Source organism: Streptomyces sp. NPDC058534, from assembly GCF_042717365.1.
GTDB lineage: Bacteria > Actinomycetota > Actinomycetes > Streptomycetales > Streptomycetaceae > Streptomyces.
On record NZ_JBHXNW010000019.1, the window covers coordinates 11,329 to 28,388 of the forward strand.

At 68.0% G+C, this 17,060-nt stretch carries 9 protein-coding genes and 1 pseudogene; 3 read left to right on the top strand and 7 right to left on the bottom strand.

The features are described from left to right. Window positions 1-138: 138 nt before the first annotated feature. Complete coding sequence (gene pth / locus ACFWR9_RS14320; protein WP_383840753.1) at window positions 139-741, top strand: aminoacyl-tRNA hydrolase; 603 nt, start codon at window positions 139-141, stop codon at window positions 739-741. Window positions 742-767: 26 nt separating this feature from the next. Here pth and ACFWR9_RS14325 read toward each other — a convergent pair whose 3' ends face one another. From ACFWR9_RS14325 to ACFWR9_RS14355, 7 genes and pseudogenes are all read right to left on the bottom strand, one after another. Further along, a complete protein-coding gene (locus tag ACFWR9_RS14325; protein ID WP_383840756.1) occupies window positions 768-2,906 on the bottom strand; it encodes a DEAD/DEAH box helicase in 2,139 nt (712 codons plus the stop codon). A 7-nt stretch (window positions 2,907-2,913) separates the two neighbouring features. Next, complete coding sequence (gene brxD / locus ACFWR9_RS14330) at window positions 2,914-4,233, bottom strand: BREX system ATP-binding protein BrxD (protein ID WP_383840759.1); 1,320 nt, start codon at window positions 4,231-4,233, stop codon at window positions 2,914-2,916. Then, window positions 4,230-7,208 (bottom strand): BREX-2 system phosphatase PglZ, encoded by a 2,979-nt coding sequence (gene pglZ, locus ACFWR9_RS14335; RefSeq protein ID WP_383840762.1) that lies wholly within the window; start codon window positions 7,206-7,208, stop codon window positions 4,230-4,232. Before pglZ ends, brxD begins: the two co-directional genes overlap by 4 nt. Next, on the bottom strand, window positions 7,205-11,113 hold the full coding sequence (locus tag ACFWR9_RS14340) for a DUF6079 family protein (protein ID WP_383840765.1): 3,909 nt from the start codon (window positions 11,111-11,113) through the stop codon (window positions 7,205-7,207). Before ACFWR9_RS14340 ends, pglZ begins: the two co-directional genes overlap by 4 nt. Window positions 11,114-11,486: 373 nt before the next feature. Beyond that, a pseudogene (gene pglX / locus ACFWR9_RS14345) lies at window positions 11,487-15,205 on the bottom strand (BREX-2 system adenine-specific DNA-methyltransferase PglX). Between the two features lie 68 nt (window positions 15,206-15,273). Then, a complete protein-coding gene (locus ACFWR9_RS14350) occupies window positions 15,274-15,489 on the bottom strand; it encodes a DUF397 domain-containing protein (protein ID WP_383840768.1) in 216 nt (71 codons plus the stop codon). Next, entirely contained in the window at window positions 15,486-16,331 is an 846-nt protein-coding gene (locus tag ACFWR9_RS14355) for a Scr1 family TA system antitoxin-like transcriptional regulator (protein WP_383840771.1), read from the bottom strand. Before ACFWR9_RS14355 ends, ACFWR9_RS14350 begins: the two co-directional genes overlap by 4 nt. A 133-nt stretch (window positions 16,332-16,464) precedes the next feature. On the opposite strand from ACFWR9_RS14355, the gene ACFWR9_RS14360 reads away from it, so the two are divergent. Beyond that, complete coding sequence (locus ACFWR9_RS14360; protein WP_383840773.1) at window positions 16,465-16,812, top strand: hypothetical protein; 348 nt, start codon at window positions 16,465-16,467, stop codon at window positions 16,810-16,812. Further along, entirely contained in the window at window positions 16,809-17,051 is a 243-nt protein-coding gene (locus tag ACFWR9_RS14365; RefSeq protein ID WP_383840990.1) for a hypothetical protein, read from the top strand. Before ACFWR9_RS14360 ends, ACFWR9_RS14365 begins: the two co-directional genes overlap by 4 nt. The last annotated feature ends 9 nt before the right edge of the window (window positions 17,052-17,060 follow it).

The following is a 17,060-nucleotide window of genomic DNA, read 5'->3' on the forward strand; positions in this document are numbered from 1 at the left end:
GGGCGCGCCGGGGGCGGACGCGGCGCCGGCGGCCTGTACGCCCCGGGGGCCGTGGGGGGCTGGGGACTTCTGGGGGCCGGCGGGTGGCCGGGGGGCCCCCCCCCCCGACGCGTATGTGTGGACGGGTAGCGAGGAGAGATGGACGTGACGACGGACGCGAGTGCGCCCTGGCTGGTGGCCGGCCTGGGCAATCCGGGCCCCGAGTACGCCGCGAACCGGCACAACGTCGGCTTCATGGTGGCGGATCTGCTGGCGGACCGGATGGGGGCGCGGTTCAAACGGCACGGCAAGGCGCAGGCGCAGGTGGTCGAGGGGCGGATCGGTCCGCCGGGGCCGGCGGGCCGGCGGGTGATCCTGGCGAAGCCGATGTCGTTCATGAACGTGTCGGGCGGCCCGGTGACGGCACTGGCGGACTTCTACAAGGTTCCGCTCGCCAACATCGTGGCGGTGCACGACGAGTTGGACATCGACTACGGCGTGCTGCGGCTGAAGCTGGGCGGCGGGGACAACGGGCACAACGGGCTGAAGTCGATGACGAAGGCGCTGGGCCGGGAGTACCACCGGGTGCGGTTCGGGATCGGGCGGCCGCCGGGGCGGATGCAGGTGGCGGACTTCGTGCTGCGGGACTTCGCGTCGGCGGAGCGCAAGGAGCTGGACTACTTCGTGGACCGGGCGGCGGACGCGGTGGAGGCGCTGGTCATCGAGGGGCTGGAGCGGGCGCAGAGCGCGTACAACTCCTGATACCTTCCGCCTCGCAGGCTCGTGAGTCAGAGACGCAGGGTGGAAATCCGGGCGGGCTCCCCGAGGACCGAGGTGGCCCTGTCCGGATCCGCCAGGCGAGTGGCCAGCGTGGCCGTGGCGAGGCGTTCCGGCAGAGCCGCGCTGAACTTCAGTCCACGCAGTGCCCGAGGGTCCACGGAAGGCAGGCTGAGCTGCTCTGCCGCCCGGGCCCTGGCCTGCTGCCATTCGGCGGCTGTCAGGTCCTCCCGGAGGCGGATGCAGGCATCCGTGGGGTACTGGAGAGGGTCGGCGATCTCGCTGAGGGTGGCCGCGAGTGTGGCGTTCGCTCTCTGCCCGGCCCAGGTCCACCAGCGCACGCCGGTGTCGCGACCGCCACGGACGACGACGGTTCCGCCCGGGTGCACGCGTTCCACCGAGTTCTCGCGGGCGGCGGCCAGAGCGTCGTGGGCGCGCCGTGTCAGCGTCACGGGCGGATCGGTGCCGAGCAGGACTTCGCGTACGCCGCGTGTGAGTTCGTACGAGGCTCCCCGTGCGAAGCCCGCTCCGGCCCACCGTGCCTTACCTCCGCTGTCCACGGGTTCGACGAAGCACCGGCGCCTGGACCAGTCGATGTAGGTGACCTGCCAGCTGCGTCCCGCCAGCAGGAGGCGTCGTGGGCCGGCCACTTTCTCGGTCAGCAGGGCGGGGTCGGTCGATCCGATCTCCTTACGGCCGAAGAGCACGGTGAACTCGGGCGCGGCGGTGAACACCGCTGTCAGGTCCATGAAGTGGCGGTAGCCGAAGCGCTGCTCCGCTTCGGGGCCGATGAACAGCATGCCGCCGTCGCGTTCGAGGTAGCCCTCGCCGATCAGGTGTTTCACGATCGGTTCGGCCGGGGCCCCGAAGGGACCCAGCCCGCCCCACCACTCCTGCCAGAGGTGTTCCCCGACGGTGTTCTCCTGCAGGCAGAGGGCGAGTACCTGCTGGGCGGCGATGTGCCGGGGCTCGGGTGGGGCCACCACTGGTTCGACCCAGCCCCGTGACCACTGCAGGAGCAGGGCTGCGGCGGCGAGCAGGCCGTCCTCGTCGAGGGTGAGGAAGAGGCAGTTGCGGGTGGATCCCGGCCGTCTGCCGGTTCGGCCCAGGCGCTGGAGGAAGGACGCCACGGTGGGCGGCGCGTCGATCTGAACGACGCGGTCGAGGTCACCTACGTCGATGCCGAGTTCGAGGGTGCTGGTGGAGACGATGACGCAGTCGCGCGCCTCGCTGAACGCTTCCTCGGCGCGTCGGCGCTCGTCGGCGGCGAGGGAGGCGTGCGAGAGGAACGTGGTCACACCCTTGGCGCGCAGGCACTCGCCGAGCTTCTCGACGTGCCGCCGGGTCTCGCAGAAGACCAGGCGTTTCTCTCCCCGGTGGAGTGAGGCGATTACGGTGGCGGCGTTCTCCAGGGAGCCCACGTAGTCGAGCTGGATGTCTCCGGACGGCGGAAGGCCGGCCGTCGGTGCGGGGCTGCTGACGTCGACCACCTGCGAGGGGCGCTTCCCGGCACCGGAGCCCTGCAGCCAGGCCAGGAGCTGCGGGGGATTGCCCACGGTCGCGGAGAGGCCGACCCGCTGCACCGGGCGGTCGGCGACCCGTTCCAGACGCTCCAGCACGGCGAGGAGATGCCAGCCCCGGTCGTCGCCTGCGAAGGCGTGGACCTCGTCCACGACGACCGCTCGCAGCCCGGAGAAGAAGGCACGGTGATCGACGTTCGCGCTGACCAGCATCGCTTCCAGCGATTCCGGCGTGGTCAGCAGGATGTCGGGCCGCTCCCACAGAATGCGTTTACGCCGGGACTGTGGGACGTCGCCGTGCCAGAGGGCTGCGGAGCGACCGAGCCACGAGGTGTAGCTCTCCAGACGCGGCAACAGGTTATTGAGCAGTGCCTTGAGCGGGCACACGTAGAGGATCGAGGTTCCCGTCCACCGTGCGTGTGCCATCTTCGACAGCAGCGGGAAGGCCGCGGCTTCGGTCTTGCCGCCGGCGGTGGGCGCGAGGAGCAGCGCGTCCGTGCCGTCCATGAGCGGATGGACGGCGGCCTTCTGGAGAGGGCGCAGATCGGGCCAGCCGAGGGTGTTGGCGATGTGGTGCAGGACGATGGGGTGGAGCCGGTCGACCGCGTCCGGGGTGTCGCCGGAGTTCACGGGCGCCTCACAGAGGGAGTTCGATGTCGTCGGCCGAGCCTGCCGCGGCGTTCCTCTCGGTGCCGGTCAGCTCGGTTTCCGTGACCGTGAGCGCGTAGTGCTTGCGCGGATCGAAGTCCTCGTACTGTTCCACACGGTCGAGTACGTCACCCACGAGCTTCTTGAGGAAGAGCCTCGGTGCGATGCCGACTCTGCCGCCGAGGTTTCCTGCCACGGCGCGCGCGAGGTCGGTCACGTAGGAGTCGTCGACGACGCTCCGTACTCGTTCGGCGGCTTTCCCCTCGGTTCCCGAGGCATGGAGGTCCCGGACTCTGCCGCCGAGTTCGGTCAGCGATTCCTCGGTGAAACCGGGGAGCCTGAGCTGCACGGCACGCGGGTTGTCGAACCGGGCTTCGGTGGTGAAGTCGGTGGCCAGGCGCTGGGCGAGCGGTGCCAGCCGCTGGACACCTTGCGGTCCTTCGAAGAAGGCGGGCGTGCCCGTGATGAGGAGGTAGAGGCCGGGGAACCGCCCGGAGTGCACCTCGTCGATGAGCTGGCGCAGTGCATTGAGTGCCTTGTCCCGGGCGTCCGAGCGGACTCGCTGCAGTGTCTCCACCTCGTCGAGGACGAGAAGCAGCCCGGGGTGGCCGGAGTCCTTGAGGACGGTCAGCAGGCCCTGGAGGAAGCCGAGCGCTCCGAAGTGGTCCAGGTCGCCGCGGACGCCTGCGCTTCGGCGGGCCGCCGCGGCGACGTGGGGCTGCCCGCCGAGCCAGGCGAGAACAGATTCGGCTGTGGCGTCGTCGCCCACGTCCTGGGCACGCCGGTAGCCGCGCAGGGCGGTGGCGAACGCCGGTGCGACGCGGGAGACCTCGGCGAGGCGTGCGGTGAGGAGGCCGTCCACGGCCTGCGGCAGTTCGTCGTCGGTGGCGCCGGCGGCGAGTGCGTCCTCCTCCAGGGCGTAGAACCAGGCATCGACAACCGGCCGGAAGGCGCTGGGCGGGAAGGTGCTGGTGGCGAGGCGCTCGGTGAGCCGCCGGTAGACCGTCTCCAGTTTGTGGAGGGGGGTCTCGTTCTCGGAGACCTGTACTTCGGCGACGGCGAAGTTGCGCTGCTTGGCGCGTTCGGCGAGCCAGCGGGTGAAGAAGGTCTTGCCCGAACCGTATTCTCCCCGTACGGCCTTGAAGACGGCCGATCCGGTGGCGACCGCGTCGAGTTCCGCGTCGACGGCGGTCTCGAACCGGCCGAGGCCGACCGCGAGGACCCCGAGTCCGGTCTCGGGTACGGCGCCCCGGCGCAGTGCGTCGATCAGTCGCATGCGGCGTTCGGGGCTGATGCCCTGGGCTGTCACGTCCGCGCTCCGCCTGTCGTGCCGATGCGGAACTGCCGTCCTAGCAACGGTACGTCGAGCCGGAGGGAGCGTCCGTTGTCGGTGAGGGTGAGGACCTCCGCCTGGTCGTAGTTGAGTACGCGCTGCAGTGTGGCGGCGAAGCCCGCGGCGCGCGTGGCGCGTTTCCCGGCCCGTTCCGCGACCGCGGTGAGCGGCAGGATTCCGTGGGCGTCGACGAGTGCCCGGACGGCCTTTGCGACGGTGTCGAATTCCTCGGGGCGTGGCAGTGAGCCGAGCTGCGCGCTCATGATGTCGGACGCGCGCAGTTCCTCGATGAGCTGTTCGGCGGCCGAGGCGGGAGCGAGGGCAGGCTGCGGAGGCGGTGCGGCCGTCCCGGTCGGCTCGGCTGTGCTGATGTCGTCGAAGGACAGCAGCGCTTCCTGGCCGGTCTCGTGCTCGGCGGCCCGCTGCTCTTCCGCCCTCTTGCGCAGATCGGCGGCCGAAGGCGTGTGCCTGGCCGGCGGGGTGATGGCCGGTGTCTGTGCGGACAGGACCGGTACGCCAGGAACGGCGTCCTCTTTCAGGGACCACCAGAAGGGCCGCTGGGGGCCGAGCTCCCGCCAGCCCTTGGGTACGGGTGCGCCGTGGGGGACAAAGGCCAGGACGGGGATGGCGGCTTCGGCGAGGGCGACGCCGCCGTGGTACCCGGCCTGCCGGTTTCCGTAGCGCAGCCCGGTGTCCCACAGGGCGGTGATGCGCTGTCCCTCGGCGACGACGCGCCGTCCGGTGAGGACGGTCTCGCCGCGGGCCGCCGGTGCGGTGCCTCGGCGGTGCCGTGCGGAGAGCGCGTCGGGGACGTTCTCCTTGTCGGTGCCGTGGTCGAGGACGTGTCCGTGGTCGGCGGTGATGACCAGCGCGCGGCCGGTGGTGCGGGCCTGGGCTAGCAGTTGTTCCATGCCGAGGAGTTCGTTCAGCTGCCAGTGGGACATGGCCCGGTCCTCGCCGAGGCGGTCGTCGACGGTGTTGACGACGACGGCGACGTGGGTGTCGGGGTCGGCGAGTGCCTCGGCGAGCTCGCCGCCGAGAGCGTGTCCCGCGTCTCCCCGCAGGTCGGCCTTGTGGAAGAGCTGGACTTTCGCTCCGCCCCAGAAGCGGTGTGCCGCGAAACGCCTGCGCTCCTCCTGCTGGTCGATCTCGGTGAGCTCGCCGGCGAAGAGCGAGCCGCGGGAGGCCCGGGTGATCGTGGGCAGTGCCGCGAGCATTCCGCGCCGCTGCCGGTCTCCCGCGGTGTCGGCCACCGGGTCGTATTCGGCCCAGGACCGGGTGCGCAGTTGCTCGGCGAGTGCCGCTGCCACGGCGGCGCTTGCTCCGTCGAGTACGACGAGGAGGAGCGGCGGGCTTCCGGCGCTCGACGCGCGGGGGGGTTTGACGACCGGTGCCAGGACGCGGCGGGCGAAGTCCTCGACGACGAGGGCGTCGCGGGGTGCGGCACCGCTGCGGGTCTCCTCCGTGAGGCGGGTGGCGAACGCCTCGTCGAGAGCGTGCCGCCGGGCCCGTACGGCGGTGCTCAGTGTGGCGAGCGCGCCGGGCAGTTCCGGGTGGGCGTGGTCGCCGTCGGTGATCCAACCGTGGGCGAGGTCAACCCATCCGTAGGTGGCGATGTGCTGCTGCACCGCCTCGGCCGCGGTGGTGAAACCGGTGGCCGGGGGCTGGGCGAGCCAGTGCACGAGCCGCTGCGCCATACGGATCCGAGTCATCGTCGCGCGATGGCTCGCGAGCCGGGACAGTTCATGCCCGGCCAGGCGTTCGACGGCGTGTGTCAGGTTTCGGATGCGCCGCTCGGCCGGGGACTTGCCCGGGTCGGTGGGAACACAGGCGGCCAGTGCGCGGGCGACGGTTCCGTAGCGTGCCTGCTGTCCGGTTTCGAGCAGGTCGCTGGCGGCGGCGGCGTCCTCTGCCCCCATGTCGCGGATGAGGACGTCGGCGCGGGCCATGAGGGCGCGGGGGTCGGGTCCCGTCAGCACCGGCTCGTCCTCGGTCACGTCGGCGGAGCGGGCGGTCAGCAGGACCCGGACGTAGTCCTCGGTCTCGGCTCCGAAGGCGGCGAAGGTGTCGTCGTCGAGCCGTCGGCCGCCGAACTTCAGCTCTGCGCGGCCACGGGCACGGTCCACTCCTGTGGGTGCTTTTCCGCCCCACAGAGCGGCACACACAAGTCCCATCGGCACCGCGTCAGCGCCGTTGCCCGCCTCGAACAGCGCGAACAGGGCGGTGAGCGCCTGGTGCGCCAGAAGGCCCACCCGGTCGGGATCCGCGAGCCAGGCCGCGAGTCCGCGCCGTTCCTGGTCGCGCAGCGAGGCAAGGCGTTCCACCGCGCCGGGAGCGAGGGACCAGGCCATCAGAGCGTGCAGGTCGAGTCGGCCGGGGTCGAGGCGGTGGGCGGCGGTGGACAGCCGCCCGGCCGCGAGCCGGGACAGGGCGGTGTCGCGGGAGAGGACCGTGCCGGGGGTCTTGGGCCAGCTCTCCTGGCCCGCCGCGTCGATGAGGGCCTCGGCCGCCCAGCCCTCGGCGGTCAGGCGTGGGTCGAGGTCCACGGCGCCGAAGAGGCGGCGGACGACGGCCCAGGGCTCTATGGGGTAGACGCGGTTGCGGTAGACCCGGGCGAGCAGGCCGGGGCCGAGGTCGGCGTCCTCCACGTCGGTGAGAACGGCGAGTACGTCCCGTTCACCGGCGTCGGTCCGGTCCCATGCGACGAGTGTGTCCAGCACGGCGAGCGGTGACACGGCGGTGGTGATATGCGCGCTCCGGCCGCCGCGGAGCGGCACTCGGCGGGGCCCGTTCCAGTGCGGCTCGGCTCGGACGAGGACGACGCGGGGCTCGCCCTGGGTGAAGGAACGGGCTTCCAGTACCTGGACGACCGCGGCGGGGTGGGCGGGCCTGGGACGGGACTGCCCGGTGCCGTGTCCGGGCGGCGGAGCGGTGGTGCTGTTCGTGCTCACGACTGGTCGATCACCTGCCATGTGACCTGGACCCGGACGTGCGGGTGGGCCTCGGTCACTTCGGCGAGCTCCGCCCGCAGCCGGTCGATGGCGTCCGCGGCCTCCGCCTCGTACTGTCCGTGCGGCTGCTCCGGTACGGAGACGGACGTGCCGTTGCCATTTCGCCCCGGAGCACCGTTACTGGGCAGGGGGAACCGGATGGGCGCGGGAACCGGCGCGGGGCCGGGCTGCGGGCCGGCGGGGGCCGTGGGCGGCGGGGTCTGTGCGGCGTTGGCGCGGCGCAGGATCGCGGTGAGTTCCCTGGTCGCCTTCTCCAGCGCGGTGTCGAGGACGGCGGTGTTCTCGTCCGCCCGTGCCGTGCCGTGCAGGGAGTCGAGGACGACGCGGGCCTCGGTGGCGTACGGTTCGCGCACGTCGCGGGCCATGTCGTAGACGCTGGACCAGGGCACGCCCGTCAGCGCGCCGATGACGGCGGGCGCACTGGTCAGGGACGTCCCGGTCCGCTCCTGTCCGGCCCGGTCACCGGTGTCGGCACCGGCGAGCAGGGTGACGACGGCGAGCGGGTCGTGCCGGTCGGCGTCGGCCAGTTCGTCCACGAGGACGGCTGCCCGGCGTGCGGTGCCGAGGCGGCCCTCGTCGTTCTCGGTGTCCAGGCCGAGGTCGCCGGCGTGCTCCTCCAGCTCGTCGACGAGCTTCCTCGCCGCGGTGCGCTGCTGCGCGGCCCGTGCCCTGATCCGGTCGCTGAACTCGGCGATGATGCGGGCCCGGCGCATCGGCGACAGTGGGGCTTCGCCGAATATGCGTGCCGCGCGCTCGACGGCCTCGTTCCACGCCTCCTCGGTGGGGCGTTCCTGCGCCCGCAGGCTGTAGACGGTCTTGAGGGCGGTGGGGTCGGCGACCGCGGCGGGACCGTTGTGGTAGGTCCACACCCGGTCGGTGCGCTCGGCGTAGGCGCACAGCACCAGGTTGGCGAGGACCGGGTCGAGGCCGTACGGCAGGGGCTCGTCGATCCAGCCGAGGAGGTCGTGGACGGGGATGTCCTTGTCGTCGTAGGCGGTGCCGGCCTTCTGCCCGAAGTGCTCCTCCCAGTGCCGCCCGAGCTGGAAGCGGGCCTCGAACATGGTGCCCAGCTTCAGGCCCTTCTGACCGGCGATACGGGCCATCAGCGGGCGGTCCTTCGGGCGGATCTCGATGACGTCGGTGCCTTCGTCGGAGGCCTCGCGCAGGTACCCGAAGACGGTCTTGACGTCCGTCGTCCGCACCGACAGCTGCTCGTTCTGCGGGTCGAAGTCGGGGTGGGCCGGGTACTGGTGGGCGAGGGCACCGGAGATGATGCGCCGCGCCGCGTCGTACAGCGACTGGTTGTACTCCAGCACGATCCCCTGCATGTCGGGGACGGGCAGGATGTGCTCGTCGTAGCCGCCGACGACCGCCGGGTCCTTCGGCAGGAGGCCGTAGGCCTGCTTGAGGGCGGTCCGTACGGTGCTGGACAGGCGGCGGTGCTGGTTGCGCAGGGCGTCCTTGGCGCGTTCCCGGTCGTTGGGGCTGAGGTGTCCGGCGTAGGACTCGAAGCGCTGTCCGTTGAGGACGTAGTCGATGATGACCAGCCGCTGGAACTTCGTATACATGGCGTGCGTGAAGTGCGCGGGGATCCAGCCGATGGTGCGGATCTCGTCGTGGTCGGGGAGGTTCTTGAGCCGCATGATGCGGCCGCGGTCCTCGACCTCGCCGTAGACGTCGTCGAAGGGCATGTCGACGATGAGCCGCCAGTTGCCGGGCTGGCGCGGCTTGACCTTGTCGTCGTCCAGGGTGTTGGCGTCGGCGAGGTTCCCGAAGAGGACCTCGGCGGACCGCCGGGAGCCGCGCCACGACAGGTTGAGCTGGTCGTCGAGCTGGCCCTGGCTCACCCCCAGCTCCTCCCACAGCATGCGCCTGAGGAGGCCACGGCGGTTGGACGGGTTGTTGTTGGTCTGGGCGCGGGTGACGATCGACTCGTAGTCGACCCCGACGAGCTCCAGCGAGATCCCCGCGTCGGGTCCCTCGGTGTACTTGATCTCGCCGAACTCGTCGGCCCACTCCTTGGCCTTCTTCGCGACTTCCTTGGCCTCGAAGCCGCGCACCCGGGAGGTGACGACGCCGTGGTTGAGGGCGGTGAGTCGCTTGACGGTCAGGTTCTGGAAGGCGGGCACGGACGGCACGAGGGCGGACAGCAGCAGGGTGCCGATGAGCCGGTTGTCGACGATGAACGACTCCATCCGGGCGCGTACGGCGGGATCGAGCCCGTCCGGGTCGCGGCGGTACGCCTCGGTGTCGTCGTGGGTGAGCTCGTACCGGCCGAACAGGTAGGGCTGGAGCTTGTTCTTGTACAGCTCCTGCGCGGAGTGGAACTGCTCCCGCAGGGTCTGGGTGAACGGGTCGCTGCCGCCCCGGTACAGCACCTCGTACAGGTCGCCGAGGGGCACGAGCTGGCCCAGGCGGAGGGTGTCGCGCTGGTCGAACAGCATCTGGCCCATGAGCTTCAGGCCGGTGCGGGAGCGGGACAGCGCCTCGGCGACCCGTACCAGGGTGTCCATGAAGGCCGGCGAGAACGGGAAGGCCCGGCGGAAGGCCTCCTCATCCGCGGTCGTGATGTCCTTGCTGTCGCCCAGCAGCGCGTCCCACACGTCGGGCTTGACGCGCTTGATGTTGGCGAAGGCCTGGTCGATGCGGGCCTTCGCGTCGGGCACCTCCTTGCGGGGCTGCAGCAGCCGCGCGTGCGCGATCGCCGGCAGGTCGCTGTCGGGCAGCGGGATCGTACGGAACCGGTCGTCTGCCAGGGAGAGGGTGTCCTGGATGGACACCTCGGCCGAGCCGAGCACGGCCTCGTCGCCGACCAGTTCCCGCAGGTCGCGCTGGCGGGCGATGAAGGAGATCACCGGGATGGCCCGGCGGGCGTCGCTGCCCTCCACGAAATTGGTGATCTTGGCGGCCTGCTCCGAGACGAACTTCTCGTCCCGGATGCGGTTGGCGAGCCAAAGGATCAACTCGTCGAGGAAGAGGACGAGCCCGTCGTAGTTGAGGGACTTCGCGTGCGCGGCGATGATGCCGAGGCCCCGGTCGAGGGAGACGAACGCCTGCCGGTCCTCGGCGGCGTCCCGGAAGAGCCCCTCGAACCAGGTGGAGAGCGCGTCGGAGACCAGCTTGGCTCGCAGCCCGCCGGCGGTGACGGGCTCACGGTGCCACTGCGGGTCCACCTCGTTGAGGGTGCCCTCGTCCATCTGCTCTGCGGCGAGCGCGGTGTCCAGCTTCTCGGACGTCCAGAAGACCGAGTCGCCCCACTTGTCCTCGCCGTCCCCGCCCGGCAGCCCGTCGATGAACGCCTCGTCGCCCATCCGCTCCCGGTGACTGCGGACGTTCTCGAACAGTGCGTCCGTGCGGTAGACCTGCGGGATCGGGGCCTCGGGGTGGAGGCGGCGGATGTGCTCCACGTAGCCGCCGAGCACCTTCTGTTCGAGGGACTTGCCGTCGAGCATGTGGAAGGGCAGGAGCAGGAACTTCGTTTGGTGCAGCCAGGGGTGCTCGCGCATGGCCCCGGCGAAGCTCTCGTGCCCGCGCATCCTGAGCGACGCCTGGTCCTGGATGCCGAGCAGCGCGGCCAGCACCGCCATGAAGTGCGACTTGCCGGAACCGAAGGAGCCGTGGAGGTAGGCGGCCTTGGAGCTACCGCTGGTCAGCGCGGCCTCGATGAGGGACAGGGCGTCCCCGAACCGCTCCACGAGGTTGTCGGTGAGGACGTAGGCGTCCAGCGCCTTCGAGAGCTCTTCGTCGCTGCCCAGCGCCTCGGTGAGTTTCAGCACGAAACTCTCGTGACTGACGGTGGGGATGTCGATGACCTCACGCAGCAGTGGCTGGGTGGGGTGTGCCATCGCGTACTCCTCGTGTGTCCCGTGTGTGGCCCGCTCGGCCGCCCGGCCTGGCCCGAGCGGTTGCTCCGCTCGCCGGTCCGTCCGCCCCTGTCTCCGGGTGTCGCACACAAGCACCGGTCCATCTGACCGGCGCCCCGACCGCCGCACTGCCCGCGCACGGCACGCCCGACCGCCTGACCCGGACGGCCCGCGTCACCCGAATACCTCAGCGTAACGTGCGGGGCGCACGGATCTGCCGGGTTTGCGCGGGTGAGCGGGGCGCGGGCGGGGTGGTGGGTCGGGCGGGGCCCCTCGCAAGGGCCCCTGCGAGGGGTGGCGACTCACCTGTCGTCTCTGTCCCCGGACTCCGCCGGGGCGGCGAGGGTCTCCTCGGTCAGTCCTTCGCCTTCCGGCTCTTCCCGCCGGCGGGCTTGGCCGCGGCCTTCTTCGCCGTCTTGCGGGCGGGGCGCCAGGCGCGCAGCTCCTCGTCGGTGACCGCGAACTCCTCCTCCCGCTGCCAGTCCAGCAGCGCCTCCCCGAACATGCCGGCGTCCTCCGGGTGCCACTGCCTCAGCCACGGCAGCAGCTCCAGCAGACCGGCGAGGTAGGGGATGAAGTCCTCCCGCTCCCAGTTTCCGGAGGTCGTACGGGCCTCGATGGTCTCGGTGAGGGCCGCGGCCTGCTCCAGGTGATCCCAGCCGCCCCAGCCCAGGACCTCGATCGCCGGGTTGAGGGTGCGGCTGTAGGAGATGAACCGCTCCTTGGGGACGTCGAGGCCGCCGCGCTGGGTGGCGTAGGAGGCCTTGCGGAAGTCCGCCGTCGTGTACTTCGGCGGCACGGGCGTGCCGTCACGGATCTCCATCGCCTTCAGGTGGTCACCGTCGGCAGTGGCCGCGTCCTCCTGCCGCTGCCGCTCCCAGACCTGCTCCCAGACCTCGCGCTTCTTCTTGTGGGCCGTCTCCGTGTACCGCAGGGCCGCCAGGAACGGCACGTGCTGATCCTCGACCAGCTTGGGGACGATCGTGGACAGCTCCTCGCCGGGCGCGTAGAGCTCCGCGACAGCCACGAAGTCGTGGTCACGGGTGAGGTCGTCGACCAGCTCGGGGAGGGAGCGGGTGCGAGGGCGCTCCGTCCCGTCGTAGTCCGTCTCGTACCAAAGCTCCCGGCTCTCCATGCGGGCGAGCAGCCACGCCTTGAGCGCCGCCTGCTGCTGGACGTCCCACTCGTCGGTCAGCCAGCGCCGCTTGTACTCGGGGCGCTCGATGAGCCCGATCACGGACGAGTTCTTCATGGCTTCGAGCCGGCGGCGGACGCCTCGGGCCAGTCGGTCGGGATCTCGGTGATCATTTTCGACTTGTGGCGCCGGAACCATTCCGTCTTGACGCCCTGCTCTTCAACGCGTTTCCCGAGGTCGATTTCGAAGGCTCGCTGGCCGAGGGCGAGACCGTCATCGGGTAGCGAGTCTTCAGGAGCCGTGAGGTCATCATGCAGCCCATAGATGCCGTAGACCTCCCAGTCCAGCTCCTCCTGGACAGCGATCATCCGGGCACGGATGCGGTGCCATTCTTTTTTTGCCTCTGCTAGGGATTCAGGCGTGGGCGGATTCTCCAGGTCGGCTGCGATGGTGGAAGGAGTTACGACAGCGAGCTGCTGGGCGAGGGTGTCCAGTTCGGTTGCCCGGGCGAGGGGGTACATCACAGGAAGGGGAAACTCTTGAACATTCGTTCCGTTGAACTGATAACTCCAGGACCATGGCTGATCTGAGTTCCCTCCCCCAGCGCCTACATTCCCCCCCTTCTTGTGACACACTTGCTTAAGCCAGAAGCAAGCGATGGACGAATTGAGGGCACCGAGAACGCCCAATCTCGTTGTTTCAGGCACATCATCCCGAAACTTGACCACTGGGGCCGTTTCTTTGAACAGATTACCACCACGGTTCAAAATGAAGCTATTATGGCTAGCAACATTAGCGTAGACAACCACCGGGTAATTCTGGTATCGATCCTTCACCCATCGATACCAGGACCACCAAGGATTTTTAGATTCTTTTAGCGTCTCGCCACTGAAGCCGACAGTCGCACGAAGCACCCGCCGAGTTGGCCAAAGAAACCTCCCCCAGCGAGAACCTTCGTCATACGGAATCGGATTTAGGTCATCTCCATACGGAGCCAACGCATAATCACCCGAATTGACTCCCCAGTCGCGAACGAGTTCGCCAACAATGAGAGGGTTAGAGTACTCCACGCTCCTGCTTTGAAATGCTGATCCACTCGCAATAAAGGCAGCATCCTGCCCCGGGAAACTCGCGAATCCGATATCGCGGGACAAAATTGACCGAAGGGGAGCTCGTGAGCTATATTCAATCTCCCTAATAGCCTCAACTCCCCCATCCGCAAGAATCCAAGGATGCTTGGAGAAATACTTTCCTCGCTCCAGGTCATCCACAGATACCCATGCCCCCGAGGTCTTTCCTGGCGTGTCAATATGTTTCACAATGTCACGCCAAACTAGACCATGCGCCGGATCTTTCGGAATCTCCGGTTCTCCCTGCACCCCACGGACGGCCCGCACCGTTTGCGCACCATACTTGGCCTTCCGATTCCGGCCAATCACCATCACGGTAGGGGTGCCGTGGCCAGGAATGTAAGCCCCCGAAGAATCGATTACCTCCGTCAGGTCCACCGCATCGGCGAGGTACCATTCGACTAGTTTTTCCCCAAACTCTCGTTTCATGAAAGAGTTCGATGTGATCTGACCGACGTAACCGGACCTCGCCCCCCCTTGTTGCTGGTCATGAACGGCGAGTTCAAAGAAGCGCTGCATAAAAGGCACTGACAATACATATTTTCCGTGACAAACGTTCTTGTAAAGCCTGCGATAGGTAGCCCTCGCCCCCGGATCTTCTACTGCAATATACGGAGGATTCCCAACAACGACATGGTAGCTTCCAGGCTTGAGGATATCCAGGTGTTCAGACAGATCTTCCGTTTCAAACCAGAACTCATACCCTCCTTCTCCTTCCGTCTCGCCGGACTCATCTTCATCGTCAAACAATTTCCCCTGCTGGGACTTAAGGAGAGCATCACCTGTCGCGATATGAATTGGCCACTTGTAACTTGCCGCTTCCCGCAAGCTCGTCACGTTAGCCGCCTTTAGGGCTGCAACCAACAAGCGGAATCGAGCAATCGCAACCGCGAAAGGGTTGATATCGACACCATGGATAGAATTTAGCGCTCCCTCCACTCGGACGTGAACATCATCGCTTGGCGCTTTCCTCTCCCACTCCCCCAAAATTCGCTGAAAGGCGCCCAGAAGGAAGTGCCCGGAGCCGCACGTAGGATCGATCATCCTGACAGATTCATACCCAACCTGCTTAAGCGCCTTGTCTAGAGTCCGATCTAGAATGAATTCTTCCACAAATTCAGGAGTCTGCAGAAGAGCATACTTATCCTTTGCCTCTTGAGATAGATCCTGGTATAGGTCCCCCAGGAAACGCGTACTCCAATCGGGGTCCCTGAAGTCATGGACAATGCCCGTTCCACCATCCCCCAACTCTTCATGAAGGCGCCAGAAATCAATCACCCTTTTGGCACCTTCATTAGAGAGCGGGATCTGATATAGAGGATTGTGATTAGTATCGAAAAGCATTCGCCCGACTTGCGACGAGCCAATCTCACCAAAAGCAGCTAGCAGCCAATTGCGGTGAGTTCGTGAAGGATCTTTCCTGATGAATTGATCATGCAGCTCCTGGGCATGGACTTGCCGTTCTGCCGTCGCCCCCGCCAGGAAAGGATCCCGGAGAAGAAGATTGTCTTCACAGAAACGGACGAAAACCGTTCCAAGCACCCATGCCACGGCGGACTGGGTCACCCGTTCATCGATCCAGCGAGGAGCCGCTGCCGACGTCCTGCCCACTTTGAAAGCTGCGTCATATTCGGCGCGCAGACGCTTCGCGACCTCAGGGAGCCTCCCAAGTTGAGCCCGGAGGTCCGTCTCGGCCTCGGCTACCTGCTTCTGCAAGTCCTTGAGCAGACGCGCGCTGTCAATCACTGAGCCCACCAACAGTTGAGGTGTTTGATCACGGAAGGCGCCGTAGGGCGCACAAGCATCCATTTCACCACGACGAAGCCCTGTCTCTCAGCTGAGTGACAGGGCTTGTACGAAGTGTGATGGGTGCAGGATCAAGACAAGGTGTCGGGCTCGCCCTTGACGGCGTCCAGGAAGGCCGACCACCCATCGTTGGAGACGACAACGACAGGGCTTGCCGCGATCTTGCTGTCGCGGATCGGCACTGTGCCCAGGCAGCCGGTAGCCACCTCGACGCATGCGCCGCCGTCGCCGTTGCTGTAGGACGACTTGCGCCAAGTTACTGTGTGTAGATCAGACGTCGATGTCATTGAGTCGCGAAGTCCTTCGCCGCCGACTCGATCAGGGAGAGGGACGCTTCCGGCGACAGCGAAGCAGCCCTCGTCAGATCGTAGGCCCTCTGATACTGGGCAACCACCGCTGGTTCCTCAATGAGTTGACCTGTATACGCGCTCTCCACATACGTCACGGCCGGTGCGTCAGTGAAGGTCATGTGGATCGTTGTGCCGTTGAGGAAGGCGTCTGCGCCAGCCTCAAAGGGCAGCACTTGGACCAGCACCCTGCGGTTGGTGTCAGCCATCTCTACCAGGCGCATCAACTGCTCGGCCATGGCGTCGGCACCCCCGACTCTTACGCGCAGTACGGCCTCGTGCAGAACGATCCACAGCAGTGGAGCAAGGGGGTCGGCAAGGATCGCTTGCCGCTCCAGTCGGGCCTGCACCAGTGCCTCTACCACCTCACGCGACTCAAATCGTTGCGCGGCACTGGTCAACGCCCGCGCATACCCCTCCGTCTGCAACAAGCCCGGCACCAGCATCGGCGCATACTCGCTGATCGTCTTGGCTCGGGTCTCCAGTTCCGCCGCGTCCGCGAAGTAGTCGGCGTGCTTGGACTTGCGGGCCAGTTCGCACAGGCGCTGGAAGTGCTCGCCCGTGTCGAGGACGTCGTCGAGGAGCTTGGACAGGTCCGGCTGTGGTCGCCTCGTCGCCGACTCGAACTGGCCGATGTACGTGCCGGAGCAGAAGACCCGCTCGCCGAGCTGGTCCTGGGAGAGGCCGGCGGCCTCGCGGGCCCGGCGGAGCTCGCTGCCGAAGAACGTCCTCGGCGAGGTGAACGGGTCCAGGTCCTGATTACGGTTCTGTCGGCCGGCCATCGGCTGTGCCCCCTTGCGGTATCCATGTGCGTACCCGCCGATTCCGCGGGGCCAAGTGCCGCATGCTGCCCGCAACTCCGTTGCTGGCACGCGACCTCTACTGAGCGTAGCCCCACGCAGGCACGCTGTGAGCATGAACAGCGACAATCACCCCACCCGTACCCGAACCGAACACGCCCTCCCGGCCGCCCCGTTCGTCTGTCCCTTCCCGGACAACCCCCTCGCCTCCGCACTCGCCGTATCCGACGAGCTCAGCGCCGCCCTCGCACGGCACGGCATCACCCTGCCCTCCCTCGGGCCGGACCTGGCGTCCTGCACGACGACCACCGTCCACCGTCCACTCCTGGAGCTGGGGCGGGTGAACCTGTCCACGGCTCACCGTCTGACCGTCCTACTCACCGACGTGGCGGACGTACGGGAAGCAGCCGCCCGCCCGAGCACCAGCAACGGCAACGGACCCGGCAGCGGCGGGGCCAGGTGACCGCACCACCACCCACCACCGGAACGGTCGTAGTCGACGAGCGCACGAACCGGACCGGGGTCGTCATGGACCGGGTCGGCACGTACCTCCAGCTGCGGCCGGTCGGCGGGGGCCGGGAGTGGGACGCGGACCCGGCGCACGTCCGCGCCGCTTCCTCCGCCGAGCGGCTGCGCGCTTCCGTGGCCGCCGCGAACGCCCGGAGCCGGGCCCTTCCGCCGGACCCGGCGGGGCGGAACTGAGCGGAGGCG